The organism is Streptomyces sp. NPDC045026, assembly GCF_056432625.1.
The window spans coordinates 37,276-54,724 of the sequence record NZ_JBWKIS010000044.1; the positions used below are offsets into that span (position 1 = coordinate 37,276).

The 17,449-nt window shown below is 69.6% G+C and carries 19 protein-coding genes; 9 read left to right on the forward strand and 10 right to left on the reverse strand.

The window, feature by feature from the left end; genetic code table 11:
* The first annotated feature begins 17 nt into the window (after nucleotides 1–17).
* Entirely contained in the window at nucleotides 18–1,403 is a 1,386-nt protein-coding gene (locus AC07EJ_RS43860) for a glycoside hydrolase family 32 protein (protein WP_478886334.1), read from the forward strand.
* Nucleotides 1,404–1,635: 232 nt separating this feature from the next.
* On the opposite strand, the gene AC07EJ_RS43865 is transcribed toward AC07EJ_RS43860, so the two are convergent.
* Nucleotides 1,636–2,670 (reverse strand): LacI family DNA-binding transcriptional regulator, encoded by a 1,035-nt coding sequence (locus AC07EJ_RS43865; protein ID WP_389489362.1) that lies wholly within the window; start codon nucleotides 2,668–2,670, stop codon nucleotides 1,636–1,638.
* A gap of 112 nt (nucleotides 2,671–2,782) precedes the next feature.
* Between AC07EJ_RS43865 and AC07EJ_RS43870 the strand changes: the two genes are divergently transcribed.
* Both AC07EJ_RS43870 and AC07EJ_RS43875 read left to right on the forward strand, forming a co-directional pair.
* Complete coding sequence (locus tag AC07EJ_RS43870; protein ID WP_478886335.1) at nucleotides 2,783–3,946, forward strand: LacI family DNA-binding transcriptional regulator; 1,164 nt, start codon at nucleotides 2,783–2,785, stop codon at nucleotides 3,944–3,946.
* A gap of 157 nt (nucleotides 3,947–4,103) precedes the next feature.
* Complete coding sequence (locus AC07EJ_RS43875) at nucleotides 4,104–5,699, forward strand: glycoside hydrolase family 32 protein (protein ID WP_478886336.1); 1,596 nt, start codon at nucleotides 4,104–4,106, stop codon at nucleotides 5,697–5,699.
* Nucleotides 5,700–5,826: 127 nt separating this feature from the next.
* Here AC07EJ_RS43875 and AC07EJ_RS43880 read toward each other — a convergent pair whose 3' ends face one another.
* The 4 genes from AC07EJ_RS43880 to AC07EJ_RS43895 form a co-directional block, all read right to left on the reverse strand.
* Entirely contained in the window at nucleotides 5,827–6,078 is a 252-nt protein-coding gene (locus tag AC07EJ_RS43880) for a hypothetical protein (protein WP_389489369.1), read from the reverse strand.
* A 7-nt stretch (nucleotides 6,079–6,085) separates the two neighbouring features.
* Complete coding sequence (locus tag AC07EJ_RS43885; RefSeq protein WP_389489371.1) at nucleotides 6,086–6,286, reverse strand: hypothetical protein; 201 nt, start codon at nucleotides 6,284–6,286, stop codon at nucleotides 6,086–6,088.
* Nucleotides 6,287–6,369: 83 nt separating this feature from the next.
* A complete protein-coding gene (locus AC07EJ_RS43890) occupies nucleotides 6,370–6,696 on the reverse strand; it encodes a hypothetical protein (RefSeq protein WP_389489373.1) in 327 nt (108 codons plus the stop codon).
* A 190-nt stretch (nucleotides 6,697–6,886) separates the two neighbouring features.
* Nucleotides 6,887–7,300, reverse strand: coding sequence for a hypothetical protein (locus AC07EJ_RS43895; protein ID WP_389489375.1), 414 nt, complete (start codon nucleotides 7,298–7,300; stop codon nucleotides 6,887–6,889).
* Nucleotides 7,301–7,630: 330 nt separating this feature from the next.
* Here AC07EJ_RS43895 and AC07EJ_RS43900 point away from each other — a divergent pair, with 330 nt between their 5' ends.
* The 6 genes from AC07EJ_RS43900 (at nucleotide 7,631) to AC07EJ_RS43925 (ending at nucleotide 13,696) form a co-directional block, all read left to right on the forward strand.
* On the forward strand, nucleotides 7,631–8,308 hold the full coding sequence (locus tag AC07EJ_RS43900; RefSeq protein ID WP_389489401.1) for a FadR/GntR family transcriptional regulator: 678 nt from the start codon (nucleotides 7,631–7,633) through the stop codon (nucleotides 8,306–8,308).
* Nucleotides 8,305–9,756 (forward strand): amino acid permease, encoded by a 1,452-nt coding sequence (locus tag AC07EJ_RS43905; protein WP_389489377.1) that lies wholly within the window; start codon nucleotides 8,305–8,307, stop codon nucleotides 9,754–9,756. The genes AC07EJ_RS43900 and AC07EJ_RS43905 overlap by 4 nt, the downstream gene beginning before the upstream one ends.
* 11 nt (nucleotides 9,757–9,767) lie before the next feature.
* On the forward strand, nucleotides 9,768–10,784 hold the full coding sequence (locus tag AC07EJ_RS43910) for an asparaginase (RefSeq protein WP_478886345.1): 1,017 nt from the start codon (nucleotides 9,768–9,770) through the stop codon (nucleotides 10,782–10,784).
* 32 nt (nucleotides 10,785–10,816) lie between these two features.
* Nucleotides 10,817–12,229, forward strand: a complete 1,413-nt coding sequence (aspA, locus tag AC07EJ_RS43915) for an aspartate ammonia-lyase (RefSeq protein WP_389489379.1) — start codon at nucleotides 10,817–10,819, stop codon at nucleotides 12,227–12,229.
* A 36-nt stretch (nucleotides 12,230–12,265) separates the two neighbouring features.
* The gene (locus AC07EJ_RS43920; protein ID WP_389489406.1) at nucleotides 12,266–13,198 is read left to right on the forward strand and encodes a glutaminase; all 933 of its coding nucleotides are present in this window, start codon (nucleotides 12,266–12,268) and stop codon (nucleotides 13,196–13,198) included.
* Between the two features lie 207 nt (nucleotides 13,199–13,405).
* Complete coding sequence (locus AC07EJ_RS43925; protein ID WP_478886337.1) at nucleotides 13,406–13,696, forward strand: S41 family peptidase; 291 nt, start codon at nucleotides 13,406–13,408, stop codon at nucleotides 13,694–13,696.
* A gap of 113 nt (nucleotides 13,697–13,809) precedes the next feature.
* Here the strand turns inward: AC07EJ_RS43925 and AC07EJ_RS43930 are convergent, their stop codons facing one another.
* The 5 genes from AC07EJ_RS43930 to AC07EJ_RS43950 form a co-directional block, all read right to left on the reverse strand.
* Nucleotides 13,810–14,289: a hypothetical protein gene (locus AC07EJ_RS43930; protein ID WP_389489384.1), complete on the reverse strand. Its 480-nt coding sequence runs from the start codon at nucleotides 14,287–14,289 to the stop codon at nucleotides 13,810–13,812.
* Nucleotides 14,290–14,551: 262 nt separating this feature from the next.
* The gene (locus AC07EJ_RS43935) at nucleotides 14,552–14,914 is read right to left on the reverse strand and encodes a hypothetical protein (protein WP_478886338.1); all 363 of its coding nucleotides are present in this window, start codon (nucleotides 14,912–14,914) and stop codon (nucleotides 14,552–14,554) included.
* Nucleotides 14,915–15,279: 365 nt separating this feature from the next.
* Nucleotides 15,280–15,834, reverse strand: a complete 555-nt coding sequence (locus AC07EJ_RS43940) for an SMI1/KNR4 family protein (protein WP_478886339.1) — start codon at nucleotides 15,832–15,834, stop codon at nucleotides 15,280–15,282.
* Between the two features lie 479 nt (nucleotides 15,835–16,313).
* Complete coding sequence (locus tag AC07EJ_RS43945; protein WP_478886340.1) at nucleotides 16,314–16,796, reverse strand: hypothetical protein; 483 nt, start codon at nucleotides 16,794–16,796, stop codon at nucleotides 16,314–16,316.
* A 10-nt stretch (nucleotides 16,797–16,806) separates the two neighbouring features.
* A partial coding sequence (locus tag AC07EJ_RS43950; protein WP_478886341.1) for a PP2C family protein-serine/threonine phosphatase occupies nucleotides 16,807–17,449 on the reverse strand: 643 nt, incomplete at its 5' end.

Genomic DNA, 17,449 nt, shown 5'->3' on the forward strand with positions numbered 1-17,449 from the left:
CAGAAAGTGACGCCGCCATGGCCGACCGGAACACACCCCGCCTCCACGTACGGCCCGCCGCCGGTCAGTGGTGCAACGACCCCAACGGCCCGCTCTTCCACGACGGCCGCTACCACCTCTTCTTCCAGCACAACCCGGGCGCGCCCGTCTGGGGCGACATTCACTGGGGCCACGCCTCCAGCCCCGACCTCGTGACCTGGACCGACCAGGGCATCGCGCTCACCCCGACCCCCGGAACCCGCGACGAGCTGGGCGCCTGGTCCGGCTGCGCGGTCGTCGACGACGGTGTGCCCACCGCCGTCTACACCGCAATGGACCGCACCGACGGCATCGGCTCGGTCATGCTCGCGCGCGCCGCCGACGAGGCGATATCGACGCTGAAGGCCGAGCCGGAAGCCGTCGTCCCCGGCCCGCCGACGGGCCTCGACCTGCTCGCCTTCCGCGACCCGTTCCTCTTCTCGTACGAGGGCCGGCGCTGGGCCCTGATCGGCGCCGGGCACCGACGCGCGCCGGAGGCGGGCGGCCGCCCCGACGTGCTGCTCTACCGCGTCGACTCGCTCAACGAGTGGACCTACGCCGGCTCGCTCCTGGACGCGGCCCACCCGCTCGCGGCCCGCCACGCCGCGCCCGCCGACGCCTGGGAGTGCCCCGCGCTGCTGCCCACCGGTGACGGCCGCTGGATCCTGCTCCTGTCGCTGTGGGCCGCCGACATCACGTACTCGACCACGTATCTGATCGGTGATCTCGCGCCGTCCGGCACCGGGTTGGCCTTCGTGCCGTCCTCGGGCGGCATGCTCGATCACGGCCGCGACTTCTACGCTCCCACCGCCCTTGTCGAGGACGGCCGAACCCTGCTGTGGGGCTGGAGCTGGGAGTCGCGTACCGAGGAGGAGTCCGTGACCGTCGGCTGGGCGGGCTGTCTGACGCACCCGCGCGAGATCGACGTGCACGAGGACGGCACGTTGCGGCTCGCGCCCGCGCGGGAGTTGACGGGGCTGCGGGGCGCCGAACTGGCCGTGGGAGACGTGCTTCCCGCCGCGTACGAGATCGAACTGGACGTGGCCGTCGGCCACCCCGACTCCGAGGTCGAACTGCACCTCGGGGACACCATCGCGCTGCGTCTGAACCCGACGCGCGGACTCGCCACCCTCGACCGGACAGGCGCGCCAGCCAGCTCGCACCATCCGCTGCCCAGGACCGCGCAGGTCACCGCCGTCGTGCCGGGCGGGTCCCGGGCACGGCTGCGGGCTCTGGTCGACGGGCCGCTGGTCGAGGTGTTCGTCGACGAGCGGGCCATGCTGACGGAGAAGGTCTACCCCGCGCCCGAGGGCACGCTCGGCGTCGCGGTCGTGCGCGGTGCGGCCGAGGTCCGGGTGACGGCCTGGGAGCTGACCGGTCGCTGAGCCCGCGGGCGGGCGGCCGAGAGCGCTACGGGGCGACGGCCCGGTCGCCCTTCCGACACCTGGGCGAGGCCCTTCCCACCCTCGGGCTCGTCGCCCCACCCCGTCGTGGTCGCCGCGCATCCCGCCATGGCGCTCGGCACGTGCATCAGCGGCCTGCTCACCAGGTCGACGGGTCACGGCATCACGGAGCTGTCCGGCGCCCTGGGCGCTTGCGCCGCCGCCGGTTCGCGGTTCAGCTCGGGCTGCCCACCGACTCCCGTTCCACCACCGGGCAGTCGAGCAGCAGGCCCGCCGACCGGTCGACGTCGTGCCCCGCGTCCGCCGCGTCGAGCAGCGCACGGACCGCCTGCGCGCCCATCTCGTAGTGCGGCAGCGCGACCGTGGTGAGTGCCGGGACCAGATGGGCCGCCATCTGGTCCTGGTCGTCGTAGCCGACGAGGGACAGCTTGCCGGGGACGTCGATCCCGAGCCGGGCTGCCGCCAGCATCGCGCCCGCCGCGACGCGGTCGTTGGCGCAGACGATGCCCGTCGGGCGGGTCTCACCGGGCCGGTCGAGGATCCGCAGGGCCGCCGCGTAGCCCTCGTCGATCTGCCAGCCCGCGCGCACCGTCCATCCCTCGCGCGCCGTGAGTCCGGCGGCGCGCAGGCCGTCGGTGAATCCGCGGGCGCGGTCGGACGCCGCGATGTTGCCGGTCTCGCCCGCGAGCAGCGCAATGTCGCGGTGGCCCGCCGCGATGAGCACGTCCACGGCCGAACGGCCGCCGCCCCGCTCGTCCGCCACCACGTACGCGTATGAATTCGGCTGCTGCGGGAGGCAGTTGGCGAGCACCGTGCGGGCCGGGTCCAGGCTGTCCGGGACCTGGGTACGGCGCATCGACATCGCCGCGTAGACGACGCCGTCGACCCGGCGGGCCTGCAGTTCGGCGATGGCCTCCGTTTCGGCGGCCGGATCGTTGCGTGACTCCAGAAGCAGGACCTGGTGCCCGCGTTCGCGGGCCGCGTCCATCGCGCCGAGCACCATCCGCCCGGCGAACGGGCTCGTCGCGATCTCGTCGCTGAGCAACCCGATGACCGCGCTCCGCTTGCGCCGAAGGGAACGGGCCACCTCGTCGGGCCGGTAGCCGAGTTCGTCGGCCGCCTTCTTGATCCGTTCCTGCGTCGCGGCGGAGAGGTTGCCCGCCGCGCGGCCGCTGAAGACGAAGGAGACGGCGGCCCGTGACACCCCGGCGAGTTCGGCTACGTCGCGGGCGGTGGGGCGGCGGTTCACGGTGTCGTCCTCGATTCATGGGGCCCTGGGTCGCGCCCGTTCCTGTACGCGGCCCGTGCATACGTCCAGTATCTCCGTACGAGGTCACGAGTGCCGTCGGTAGGGTGCTCTCATGGTGGGCAGAGGCGGTTCGGGCGGCAAAGCGGTCGGTGCGCGGGGGCAGGACGCCGCCGGTGCCGGTGGCACTTCGGGCGCCGGCGCCCGGGGTGGTGCGGGGGCAGCCGAGCCGGGTGCCGTCGCGCGGCCCACCTCCCGTGACGTGGCACGGCTCGCGGGCGTCTCGCACACCGCCGTGTCGTTCGTGTTCAACGGCCGCGCCGACGGCAATCTCTCCGCCGAGACCCAGCGCCGGATCCGCGAGGCCGCGACGGAGCTCGACTACCGGCCGAACGCCGTGGCACGCGGTCTGCGCAGTCGGCGTACCGCCGTGATCGGCCTGGTCACCGACCACATCGCGTCGTCGCCGTTCGCGGGCGCGCTGCTGCGCGGCGCGATGGAGACGGCCTGGGAGCACGAGCATCTGCTGTTGACCGTCGACTCCTCGGGCGACGCGGCGAAGGAGGACGCCGCCGTCGCCGAGCTGCTCGACCGGCGGGTCGACGGCATCGTGTACGCGGCGATGTCGCTGCGCCGCGCGGACCGGCTGCCGAAGGGGCTCGACCGCACGCCGTTCGTGCTGGCCAACTGCCTTCCCCCGGAGGGGAGTCCGCACGCCGCCGTGGTGCCCGCCGAGCGGGCCGGCGGGCGGGCCGCGGCACGGCTGCTGCTCGACGCGGGGCACCGGCGGCTCGCTCTCGTCGGCGGGCTCGACGACATCGCGACCGCCGAGCGGCTGCGCGGCTTCCGTGACGCGCTGCGCGGGGCGGGGCTGCGCGCGGCGGCCGAGGACGTGGTGCGCACGGGCGGCGAGATCTCCGCGGGGTACGAGGGGGGCCTGGGCGTCCTCGACCGGCCGCGCCCGGACCGTCCGACGGGCATCGTCTGCTACAACGACCGCGTCGCGGCGGGGGTGCTGCATGCCGCCACCCGGCTCGGGATCGACGTACCGGGCGAGGTGTCGCTGGTGGGGTACGACGACCAGGAGCACATGGCGGCGTTCCTGAACCCGCCGTTGACCAGCATCGCGCTCCCGCATCGCGCGATGGGCGAGGAGGCGGTGCGACTGCTGCTCGACGCCATCGGCGCGCGGCGCGCGCCCGAGGCGCGGGTGCGGAAGCTGGAGTGCCCGGTGGTCGTGCGGGAGTCGGTAGGAAACGGGCCGGGCGCGCGACGGTAACCGGGCGCCCAGAGAGCCGGTTGCCGGGAACGGTTCGTTTCGGGCAGTGACCTAAATCGTGTCAGGAAAGTGAACCTGGCCCCTTTCCACCTTTAACGAGTTAGGTCTACAGTCCTGGTCGCCCCCTCGTCAGTGAAGCTGGGAGAACCGAGGACCGATGACGCCCCCTGAGCCGCGCCTGAACCGCAGGACCCTTTTCCGTACGGCCACCGCCCTCGGCGCCGCCGCGGCGCTGCTGCCCGTCGCCGCGCCCGCGCAGGCCGCCGCCCCAGCGGCGCACAGGGTGAAGGCGAAGTCCACGTCGACGGCCACCGGCTACCGCGACACGTACCACTTCACGGTCCCCGACCAGTGGAAGAACGACCCGCAGCGGCCGATCTGGATCGAGGGCGAGTACCACTACTACTACCTCTACAACCCGGACTACCTCACGGGCGGGACGGAGGCCGGTACCACCTGGCGCCTGGCCACCAGCACCGATCTGGTGTCCTACCGCGACCGGGGTGTCGCCGTGCCCAAGGACACGACTGCGAACGGGGACGTGTGGTCGGGGTGCGCGGTGGTCGATGCCAGCAACACGGCCGGGTTCGGCGCGGGCGCCGTCATCGTCGTCGTCACGATGGAGCCTGACAGCACCGCCAACTCCCAGGCGCAGTACCTGTACTACTCCACAGACGGCGGCCACACCTTCGCCAACCACGGCACCGACCCGGTCCTGGCCAACCCGGGCGTCAAGGACTTCCGCGACCCGAAGGTGATCCGCGACGAGGAGCGGGGCCGCTGGGTGATGGCCCTCGCCGAGAAGACCAAGGTCGGCATCTACCACTCCGACGACCTCAAGTCCTGGACATACGCGAGCGGCTTCACCCACGAGGGCCTCGGCACGCTGGAGTGCCCGGACCTGTTCCACATCACCGGCACCGGCGGCACGGCCACCTGGGTGCTCGGTGTGAGCGCCAACGGCAAGGCGTCCGGCCTGCCCAACACATACGCGTACTGGACCGGTTCCTTCGACGGCACCACCTTCACTCCGGACGCCGCCGCCCCCCAGTGGCTCGACCACGGCTTCGACTTCTACGGCGCCGTCACCTTCGACAAGCACCGCGCCGACGGCTCCGTCGACCCGGCCATGCGGTACGCGATCGGCTGGATGAACAACTGGGACTACCCCAACACCACGCCCACCATCGACTCCGACGGCTTCAACGGCACCGACTCGATCGTCCGCGAGGTGACCCTGCGCAAGGACCCCTCCGGCACGCTGTATCTCGCCACCAGCCCGGTCACCGCGCTCGACGACCACGTCTCGAAGACCGTGGACCTCGGCGATCTCACGGTCGACGGGGAGCTCGCGCTGTCGTACACCGGCATCTCGTACGAGCTGACCTGCGAGATCACCTGGGACGGCGCGCTCACCGGAGCGGGCGTCCAGCTGCGCAAGTCGGTCGACGGAGGGCGGCACATCGACGCGGGCGTCTATGACGACTTCGCCTTCGTCAACCGTCGTGGCGTGCCGAATCCGGACTCCTCCGGGAACTACCAGGAGAGCCATACGCCCTTCGACGCGGCCACGCGGTCGGTGCGGCTGCGCGCGCTCGTGGACCGGACGACCGTCGAAGTGTTCTTCGACGACGGGCGGTACGTGCACTCGATGGAGGCGTTCCCCTACCTGGTCGACGTCGGGGTCTCGCTGTTCACCACCGGGGGTGCGGCGGTGTTCCGCGACACCGTGATCCGGGAGTTCACCGTCTGAGGCACGTCACACAGGGTTGAACCACTTTCCGCTGCCCGTCACTCGGACACCGAGTGACGGGCAGCGGGAGAGCCGCGGAACGCGAGCGCCGCGCGAACTGGCCATCGCTCCCCCGACCGCGCGCCGGCTACAGCGTGGGTCTGATGGTGCAGTTCTGCGTATCGGCCTTGATCTCTCCGGCCGAACCTCTGTCCAGCACCTTCGTTCCGGTAGTCGTCGAGTCGAGCACCACATGGTTGCTTGCGACGTTGCTGACCATGTGGTTGTTGGAGACGAAGTTCCCGTCCCCTGCCGCGACACGGACCAGGGCGAGCGTGGCCACGGCGGGCCGGATCGAGGCGGCGGGCACGTCGTAGGTGACGAGGTTGGTGGAGACCATGTTGTTGTCACCGCGGAGGTGGATGACGCCGTAGAGGTCGTCCTGGCCGTTCGACGGGGGGGTTGCCGCCGGGGGACAATTCGCGCCGGAAGTGGTTGTTGCTGATGAGGTTCTCCTTGTTGGGGCCTTCCGTGTCGATCATGCCGGGGAAGTAGTTCTTGAACTTGTTGGACACGATCGCCGAGCGGTTCGTGTCCTTGAGGCGCACGATGCTCCGGCCCGGGAAGATGTTGTTGCCGCAGATGAGCAGCCCCTCGGCGTAGATCGAGTAGCCGATCTGACCGGCGCCGATCAGGTTGTCGGTGATCTTCGAAGCCTGTGACGCCCCAGTGAGCTCGATGCAACTGCCGCACCGATGAAGTTCCCAGTGACATCGAAGGCGTCGGCCCCGTTGTTGACGAGGACGCGTTCCAGGAACACGAACCCCATGCCGACGACCTTGAACGAGTTGTTGTCCGAGGCGCAGCGGATGCCCGTCTTGCCGTTGGTGAACGACTCTGGGCCCAGCGTGAAGGCGACTGCGTCGATGCAGAAGTCGCGGAACTCCACGGAGCTCAGGCGGGGGCTGCCCGAGCGCTGTACGAGGAACGCCTCGGTGTTGCCGTCGGCGTTCTCCACTTTGACGTGGCTGGCGCCGGGCAGATCTCGTGCCGACCGGAGGTGTCCGCGCTGCCGTAGCGGATTCCAGGGAGGTGAATCCGTGTCCGGAGCCCTTGATCTGGAGGTAGCTGATGTCGACGGTCAGCCGGGTCTTGAGCGAGCAGTCGCCAGGCGGGATGTAGATGGACCTTGACCCATGGCCGGGTAGTTAACGTCCGGTGGGATGGGCAGTCCCTCGCGCGATGAGCAGCCGGCGTGTGCCGTGCTCGAAGAACACGAGCGCGTACACCCGGCGCAGATCGACCAGGTCGATATGGACGAAGTCGCAGGCAATGATGCCCTCAGCCTTCGCGGTCAGGAACTCGCGCCACGTCGGACCGCTGCGGCGTGGGGCCGGATCAAATCCCGCTGCACTCTCCCTCGTCGTCGAGCCGACCGGATGCCCGAGCCGGACGAGTTCCCCTGGATCCGTCGGCAGCCCCAGCGCGGATTCTCCTAGGCCCACCCCCGGGCAATCAGTCTGCGGTGCCACGCCCGCATCGACGCGGGCGCCACCGGGAACACCTGCGCCCAGCGAGGCCAGCCCTGCGAACCACAGCCGATCCGCCGGCTCGTAGCGCACCGGCTTCGTGAGCTACCTGCGCAGCACCGCGTTCTCGTGCCGCAGCACAGCAATTCCGCGTCCTTGGCCACGTCCCTGCATAGCAGCACCGCCGGAACCGCGAGCAGCTTCCGGGCACCCGGTACACCAGTGAAACGATCAACGGACAGGGTTCCAGCAGACAGTGATGCCGCGCCGGACCACCCCCGAGCAGTAGCGATAAGTTTCCGAACGGCACAGGATGGGGGCCTCGGTGCCCCTTGACAGCCCCGTCCCGTTCCGCGCAGGATCACTCACGTGAACCTGTCAGACAGCCAGACAGGTGGGTCGGTGCCGCGGCGCGTCAGCGCGATGGAAGCGGTGCTCACCCACCTCCGCGGCGCCATCGAGCGCGGCGAGTACGCCATCGGCGACAAGCTCCCCTCCGAGGCGGAGCTCTGCCGCCGCCTCGAAGTCAGCCGACCGGTACTCCGCGAGGCACTGCGGGCCCTGCAGGTGATGGGGCTGACCGTGTCCCGCACCGGCAAGGGCACCTTCGTGGTCGCCAACACGGTCGAGGACCCCACCTTCGGGGACTACGCGGCCAGCGACCTCCTCGAAGTGCGCCGCCACGTCGAGATCCCGGTCGCCGGGTACGCGGCGGCGCGGCGCACCCCGGAGAACCTCGACCACCTCACCCACCTCCTGGAGCGGATGGAGCGGGAGACCGATACCACCGCCTGGGTCGCCATGGACACTTTGTTCCACATCGTTGTCGCCGAGGCCTCGCAGAACCCGGTGTTCCGCCGGGTCATCGAGGAGATCCGCGATGCGCTGGGCCGCCAGTCCGCCTTCCTCAACGAACTCGGCGGCCGCCGTGAGCAGTCCAACCGCGAGCACCGGGCGATCGTCGAGGCCCTCATGGACGGCAGCGAACACGACGCGGTGGAGGCCATGACCCACCATCTCGACCGCGTCCAGACCACCCTCACCTCCATCGTGCGCCCCGAGCGCGCGGCCCCACCCGCGGAAGGCGGACCCCAGGCGTGAGCGAGCGATCCCTTCAGCAAGACGCCCTGCGTAGCGAGAAGCCGGCCTCCGGACACGTCGACGCCGGAGACGCGGGCTACAGCAAGTCCCTGAAGTCCCGGCACGTCAACATGATCGCCATCGGCGGTGCCATCGGCACCGGCCTCTTCCTCGGCGCCGGCGGCCGCCTCGCCGACGCCGGACCCTCCCTCTTCGTCGCCTACGCGGTCTGCGGCCTCTTCGCCTTCCTCGTCGTCCGCGCGCTCGGCGAACTCGTCCTGTACCGCCCCTCGTCGGGCGCCTTCGTCTCGTACGCCCGTGAGTTCCTCGGCGAGAAGGGCGCGTACATCGCGGGCTGGATGTACTTCCTGAACTGGGCCACCACCGGCATCGCCGACATCACCGCCGTGGCCGTCTACACCCACTACTGGGGCATGTTCTCCGACATCCCGCAGTGGGTGATCGCGCTCATCGCGCTCGCCGTCGTCCTCACCGTGAACCTCATATCCGTGAAGATGTTCGGCGAACTGGAGTTCTGGTTCGCGATTATCAAGGTGAGCGCGCTCGTCGTCTTCATGCTCATCGGCATCTTCCTGCTGGTCACCCAGCACCCCGTTGACGGCCACAACCCCGGCCCGTCCCTGATCACCGACAGCGGCGGCATCTTCCCCAACGGCCTGCTGCCGATGCTGCTGATCGTCCAGGGCGTCGTCTTCGCCTACGCCTCCGTCGAGCTGGTGGGCGTCGCGGCGGGCGAGACCGAGAACCCCGAGAAGATCATGCCCAAGGCGATCAACTCGATCATGTGGCGCGTCGGCCTCTTCTACGTCGGTTCCGTGGTCCTCCTGTCGATGCTGCTGCCCTGGAGCTCGTACAGCGCCGCCCAGAGCCCCTTCGTCACCGTGCTGTCGAACATTGGCATCCCCGCCGCGGGCGGCGTCATGAACCTCGTCGTCCTCACCGCGGCCATGTCGTCCCTCAATTCCGGCCTGTACTCCACCGGCCGCATCCTGCGCTCCATGGCGATGTCCGGCTCGGCACCCAGGTTCACCGGCGTGATGAGCCGCAGTCAGGTCCCCTACGGCGGCATCCTGCTCACCAGCGGCATCTGCGTCATCGGCGTCGCCCTCAACTTCGTCGTCCCCGCCGACGCCTTCGAGATCGTGCTGAACTTCGCGGCGATCGGCATCCTCTCCACCTGGGGCATGATCATGCTCTGTCACGTGATGTTCTGGCAGAAGACCCAGAACGGCGAGCTGACCAGGCCCAGTTATCGCCTGCCCGGCTCGCCGTGGACCGAGATCGTGACGATCGTCTTCCTGGTCTCCGTGCTGGTGCTGATGTACGCCGACGGCGGCGCGGGACGTGCGACCGTGCTGTGTCTGCCGCTGATCGCGGCGGCGCTCGTCGCGGGTTGGTACGGGGTGCGCCGCCGGGTGGCAGGGATGCGCGACGGAGCGGACGCGTGAACCAGGCAGTGATGTACGGAAGTTCGGTGGCCGAGGCCCCGGTGATCCGGGAACCGCTCCACGCGCCGGTCGCCCACCTCGTCCGCGGCGGTGTCATCGAGGGCATCCACTACGGCTCGGTGGTCGTGCTGGGCGCCGACGGCAGCGTGGACCTTCAGATCGGCGACATCGAGGCCGCCTTCTACCCGCGCTCGGCCCTCAAGCCCGTCCAGGCCGTGGCGATGCTACGGACCGGGCTGCCGCTGGACGGCGAACTGCTCGCGCTGACCGCCGCCAGCCACTCCGGCGAGGAGCGGCACCTGGCCGGGACCCGCCGGATCCTGGAGCTGGCCGGTCTATCGGAGGACCAGCTGCGCAATGTCACGGACCTGCCCTTCGACCCGGTCGTCCGGGAGGACTGGGTGCGCGGGGGGCGGCTGCCCTCCCGCCTCGCACAGAACTGCTCGGGCAAGCACGCGGCCATGCTCTACACGGCGCGGCTCAACGGCTGGTCCCTCGACGACTACCTCGACCCGGCCCACTCCCTCCAGCAGGCCATCGCGGAGATCGTCGAGGGCCTCACCGGACAGCGGATCGCCCAGGTGACCGTCGACGGCTGCGGCGCGCCCCTGTTCTCAGTCTCGCTGCACGGCCTCGCCCGCGCCGCCGCCCGCATCGTCACCGCCGCGCCCGGCACCCCCGAGGCCATGGTGGCCGACGCGATGCGCGAGCACCCCGAGATGGCCTCCGGATCGGGGCGGGACGTCTCCGCGCTGATGCGGGCCGTGCCGGGGCTGCTCACCAAGGACGGCTTCGAAGGCGTGCAGGTCGCCGCGCTCCCGGACGGCCGGGCCGTCGCCGTGAAGATCGCCGACGGCGCGGACCGGGCACGCGTCCCGGTGGCCGCGGCCGCCCTCGCGCGCTGCGGAGTCGACCCTGCCGCGCTCGCCGAGTTCGCGACCGCCCCGCTCCTCGGCGGCGGCGAGGTGGTCGGCAGCATCCGGCCCGCCCGTGCGCTCGCCCCGCTCACCCACCCCACGTACACCTGATCCACCCACCTCCGAAAGAGGCCCGCACAGCCATGACCGCCGCATCCCACCGCAGCGAGCACGACCTGCTCGGCGACCGCGACGTCCCCGCCGAGGCGTACTGGGGCATTCACTCCCTGCGCGCCAAGGAGAACTTCCCCATCACGGGAACGCCGATCTCCGCCTACCCGCACCTGATCGACGCCCTCGCCGCCGTCAAGGAGGCCGCCGCCCGCGCCAACGAGGAACTCGGCCTGCTCGCCCCGGACAAGGCGGCCGCCATCGTCGAGGCCTGCCGCGAGATCCGCGAGGGCAAGCTGCACGACCAGTTCGTCGTCGATGTCATCCAGGGCGGCGCCGGCACCTCGACGAACATGAACGCCAACGAGGTCGTCGCCAACCGGGCGCTGGAGCTGCTGGGCCACGAGAAGGGCCAGTACGAGTTCCTGCACCCCAATGAAGACGTCAACCTGAGCCAGTCGACCAACGACGTTTACCCGACCGCAGTCAAGATAGCGACCGTCTTCGCGGTGCGCGGGTTGCTCAAGGCGATGGCTGTACTGCAGGACGCCTTCGCCGGCAAGGCCGTCACGTTCCGCCATGTGCTCAAGATGGGCCGTACACAGTTGCAGGACGCGGTACCCATGACGCTCGGTCAAGAGTTCTCTGCGTTTGCCGTCATGATTGACGAGGATCGCAGCCGTCTTGACGAGGCAGTCGAGTTGATCCATGAAATCAACCTGGGCGCCACTGCCATCGGCACCGGCCTCAACGCCCCCGCCGGATACGCCGAGGCGGCGCGCCGCCACCTCGCCGACATCACCGGGCTGCCCTTGGTGACCGCCGTGAACCTCGTCGAGGCGACCCAGGACTGCGGCGCCTTCGTCCAGATGTCGGGTGTGCTCAAGCGGATCGCCGTCAAGCTCTCCAAGAGCTGCAACGACCTGCGCCTGCTCTCCTCCGGACCGCGCGCGGGCCTCAACGAGATCAACCTGCCGCCGGTGCAGGCCGGTTCGAGCATCATGCCCGGTAAGGTCAACCCGGTGATCCCCGAGGTCGTCAACCAGGTCGCCTTCGAGGTGATCGGCAACGACGTCACCATCACCATGGCGGCCGAGGCGGGACAGCTCCAGCTCAACGCCTTCGAGCCGATCATCCTGCACTCCCTGTCCGAGAGCATCACGCATCTGCGCACCGCCTGCCTGACCCTGGCCGAGCGCTGCGTCGTAGGGATCACCGCCAACACCGAGGGGCTGCGCGCGGCCGTCGAGAACTCCATCGGCCTGGTGACCGCCCTCAATCCGCACATCGGGTACACGGCTGCCACCGACATCGCCAAGGAGGCCCTCGCCACCGGACGCGGCGTCGCCGAACTCGTGCTGGAGAAGGGGCTGTTGCCGGCCGAGCGGCTCACCGAGCTGCTGCGTCCGGAAGTCCTCGCGGGTAGCGGCTCCGCGCATGCCTGAACCACGAACGCGCACCAGGACCGGCCGGGAGGCAAAATAGTGATCACGACGTCGCCGCTGGCCTTCCAGCCGGTCCTCGAACGCATCGCCACCGAGATCGAGCAGACGCCGGGCCGCGGGCGGCCTGCCGACTACATCCCGGCGCTCGCCGCCTGCGACCCGCGCCGCTTCGGCATGGCGGTCGCGGAACTCGACGGCACGGTGTACGGCGTTGGGGACTGGCAGCAGCCGTTCTCCACGCAGTCGCTTACCAAGGTCTTCACGCTCGCCCTCGTCCTGGCCCGCGAGGGCGACGAGCTGTGGGAGCACGTGGGCCGCGAACCCTCCGGTAACCCGTTCAACTCCCTGGTGCAGCTGGAGTACGAGAACGGCATCCCCCGCAACCCCTTCATCAACGCGGGCGCCCTCGTCGTCACCGACCGCCTGCAGACCCAGACCGGTGACGCGGCCGGCATCCTGCTGGAGTTCCTGCGCACAGAGAGCGGCAACCCGCAGCTCGCCTTCGACAGGGACGTCGCCTCCTCAGAGGCCGCGCACGGCGACCGAAATGCGGCACTGGGCCACTTCATGGCGTCGTACGGCAACATCGACAACCCGGTGCCCGCGCTGCTGGAGCAGTATTTCCGCCAGTGCTCCATCGAGGCGTCCTGCGCCGATCTCGCGCTCGCCGCCGGGTTCCTTGCCCGGCACGGCATCCGCGCCGACGGCTCCCGGCTGCTCACCCGCAGCCAGGCCAAGCAGGTCAACGCGGTCATGCTCACCTGCGGCACCTACGACGCGGCCGGCGAGTTCGCGTACCGCGTGGGACTGCCCGGCAAGAGCGGCGTCGGCGGTGGCATTGTGGCGGTCGTGCCCGGCCGCTGCACGCTGGCCGTGTGGGGCCCGGGACTCGACAAGCGAGGCAACTCAGTGGCGGGCGTCGCGGCCCTGGACCGCTTCACGACACTGACGGGGCTGTCGGTGTTCTGAGCCCGATCTCTTTGCGGGCCTGGCGTATCGCGGCGTCCGCGTTCGCCAGAGTCCGCTTGTCCTTCGGCATTATCTGCCACCACGCGTACAGGCAGTTCCATATCGCGCGGGCGGCGTGCGCCTGCTCGTCGGTGAGGAGATTCTCGGCAGGGGACAGTCCCGGTCGGGCACGGTGGCCGAACTGCCGCTTCTCCCCTCGAGCGCCCGGTGTACGTACTCACCAGTGCCATCACCTTCTCGGGCGGGGAGGACGTGGCGTACACCCTGCAGGCGCACGGGCGAGCTGTTCTCGTCGGCGAAACGACCCACGGTGGTGCTCACCCGACCGCCCGGCACACGGTGACGGAACACATCACCGTCACCGTGCCGACCGCCCGGACGATCAGCACCGTCACCGGGACCAACTGGGAGGGCGTGGGCGTTGTGCCCGACCTAGCCGCCACCTCAGAGCAGGCGCTCGCGACGGCACACAAAGACGCACTGCGACGCGCAGCGTAGCCGACCGGAGGATGCGGCCACCGCAGCGGCCCTGCGACCCGATCAACCCGAGGGCAAGAACCGGGCTGGTCGGGCGTCGGCGTACTTGCCGATGCCGCCGACGTCGGCTCTCCTCACGGCCGCGAGCTCTCCGTGACCGTGAGTAGGACGCTCGTCGTGGGTCGGATGCTGCCCGCCATATCGGCGGGGTTCAGCTGGAGAGCGATGTCGACGACCTCTTCCTGCCCGTCCAGCGCCTCGCGCTGCTTGTCGATGAGGACGGCGGGCGCCTGGATTTGAGCAACATTCCCACACAGCCCGAGACTCGACGGGGCGGCACCGACGTCACCAAGCTCGAACCGTCCGTCGTCGAGGTTGTGCTGCCCCTCCGTCACGATCTTGTTCTCCCGCAGATACGCCTGCATCGCCTGCGAGGTGCTGCGGAACGCCACAGCCAGCCGGACACCTCCGGCCGCCGCCGCAGAGTGCGTGACGTAGTGGATATTTTCGGCACCAGCGGGCAGAGCAAGGCGTATGACATCGAGCTCCTGCTGCAACGGAACATCGCTCCCTTCGCAGGCCCGCGCGTCACCGAACGGATGCCCCTCGTCCATGAATCCCAGCCAAAGGCCCACGCCCAACGCCGCCAGGACGCACCCGCCCCCGGCCACCCACCACAGCCCACGCATAGGCTCCCCCTCCTATATTCCGGACCGTTCACCGCACCGAAGCGGTTCGCCCACCAGCCCATGGAAGATCGCGCATGCCGATCTCAGCTGACGTTCACCCAACCGTGGCCGCTTACTCAAACCGATGCTCAACACGATCTATAGGGCAACGCGTTCAGAGACCACACCAGAGATCTGACTCAGGTCACTAGCGGGTCAGCATCTCGAAGCCGACATCGCCGCAGTACTGCACGACGCGCCCCTCCGCCTCGGAGTCACGGTTGTTCATCGCTGCCACCGTCGCCTCCGCCAAGGTGCGGCCTCCGCCAACGGGCTCATCCCGGAGCGGTCGCATCGCGAGGAAGGCGTCCTGAGCGACCGCCCCGACATCGTCGTACCCTGACTTCGGAGTGTCCGTGTCCGCCGCGTTCCGCGCCTCCTGCCACGCCCCCAGCTGCGTGCAGTAGTTCTCCCGCTGCGCGGTCAGCCGCTCCGCGTCCCTGCCCTCGGACGAGGAACACCCCGCCGCCACCGCCATCAGGGCGAGGACCGGGACTACCGCCTTAAGCACCCGCACCACGTTGCCCCCCGGCTGAAACTGCGTCCACTCGACCCTGCCACCTGCAACCCCCGCAGCAGAATACCCGCGCCGGATACCCTGCCCCCGCTCGCTCCCCAATGAGCCGACCCGAGGCCACCGAGAACACATCAAACCCGGGCGTAGCCACCACCCGAAGAGACCTATCAGCACCTGGCTGAGGCGCCCACACATCCGCGGCCAAAATCAAGCAAAATTGCGATCAGCGCTGCCGGTTACCGGGACACGCCCCTAGGCCGTGTGTCGGAAGTGGATCTCGAACGGTGCGGCGAAGGTTCAAATAGCAGTGGGCCCGTGGTGTCGGTCGGCACCGTTGGCCTGGGTGCGTACGCCGATCATCAGTCCCAGATCAGCCTGCCGCCCTGAACACGTCCAGTTGCGCCCTGCGCCCCTGCAGAAATCTGCTCCATGAGGACGACCGTCTCGCTGAACAGAGCGTTCAGTGACTCGTGAACTCCGAAGGATGGCTCATCCCCGTCGCCGAATGAACCGATCTGACCGCTACGCGCATCCAGGAACTTGCCGTAACAAGTATCGTCGTCCGAGATGATCGGAATCCACTGCTCATGCCAGAAGGGAAACTCCGTATCGGGGGACGGGTCGTCGCGCTCGATCTCCATCTTGAAGTGGTACGTCCGCTCCATGGCCGCGAGTCCCAGCAAATCGCGGTTGCTGCCGGGCACGACCCCCTCCGTGACACCCTCAGGGCCGTTGTCGGCCCCGGATGCCTGGAGCCACGTCCGAAGGTCGACCGGGAAAACGACGCCCATGCGCTTCTCTGCCGCAGTGATCGCTGCCGGCGGAGCGGGAGCAAGGATCGACGACGCAGTCGTCGGTGCATGCGTCTCCAGCCAGTCCACCAATCGCTGCCACGCCAACTGCACGTCCCCCATGGTCATTCCTTTCTGAACGTCTACCTCAGGGCCTGACGGCGCACTCTACGGCCCGGCAGCGAAGCGCCCCAGAAGCGAGTGCCCGGTCGCACATGGTGGGACGCCAGCATGGTCGCGGCTCGGGGCAAACGCCTCTGCAGGGGAGGCGCCCGCGGCCCTCAGACACCACCCCACCATCGTCCCTGCCATCAGCACCACCAGGACGTACACGTTCACCAGCCGCATCCCTTCACTGGGTGGGAGCGGGCCTGTTGCCCCTCCCTCATCCTTCCGGGACGTCCAGCAGCAGGACCGGCAGAGAACTTTTTCGCAGCCTCGACGTGTGGTCCGCCAAGGGCAGGACGTCGGCTGTTCATGCGGCGTCCAGGCCCTGATGGTCGCCGGCCGCCCGCGCGCCCACGGTGCTGTCCCAGCGGCGCACGTTCATAGTCCGGTGTGCGCGGTCCACAGCTCCGTGGGCCCGTACGGGCGGCAGGTTCTTATGGCTGTTGCTGTGCGCGGTACGCGATCTGACGGCCGATGTGCGTCCAGGCCGGCTCGCCAGCTTCTTGGTCCGGGGCTGGTCCGAGCAGACCGGCTAGGTGGTCGAGAGCGTCCTGCGTGACGAATCGATCGGGCTGGATGCCCTGTGTATGGCGGAGTAGCTGGTCTTCGTCGATGCCATGCCGCTGTAGGCAGGCGGCGATGGTTCCGACGGCCAGGTAGTTGTAAACCAGCGCGTCGGTCAGCGCGTACAAGACCAGGCGCTGCCACTCCTTGTGCCACTCGCCGTACTGGTTGCCGACCTGCAAGGCGCGGGTCCAGTGCGTGTGTGCGTGGCGGGACAGCTCCTGGACCATGGCCAGGAGCTGGGGCGGGACCGTCTCGGGCAGCTTGGCGTCGCGCGATGGGCGTTGATGGCGGGCGGGAGTGCATCGGGGCCTGCGCAGCTTGCTCCGGGACCGGAACACGGGGTTGGGCACGGGGAAGTGCTTATCGGCCGGCTCCGGCGTGGGCGTGGCGGCCGTCGTGGTGGGGGCCGTGCCAGTCGAGGCACAGCACCGTGGCGTCGTCGGGCAGGTGGCCGCCGCAGGCGTCGGCAACCGCTGTTGTCAGGACGCGCACGACCTCGCGGGGATGTTCGAAGGCGGTCTCACGCATGAGGCCGGGCAGGTCGACGGACTCGGCTTGTCGTTCCTGCATGCCGTCGCTGTGGAGCAGGAGCCGGTCGCCGGGGCGCAGGTCGAGGAACTGTACGTGGCACGGGGTGGGTCCGGGGGCGCCGAAGAGCAGGTCGACGTCCAGGCGCACCTCGTTCACCGTGCCGTCGCGCAGGAGCAGCGGCCAGGGGTGTCCGGCGTTGACGACCTGTGCGCCGGTCCCGTCCAGGGCGATGCGCAGGAGCTGGCCGGTGGCCATGGTGTGGTGGCCGTGGTCGAGGAGAGCCTGGTGGATCCGGCGGGCCTGCTCGGTCAGGCTGGCGCCGTCGCGACGAGCGCCACGCGAGGCATTGACCAGGAGGGTGGCCATGAGTGCGGCGCCGACGTCGTGGCCCATGGCATCGGTGACGGAAAGATGCAGGGTGTCGTGGTCGAGGGCGTAGTCGTAGGTGTCCCCGGCGGCGTCGTCGGCCGGG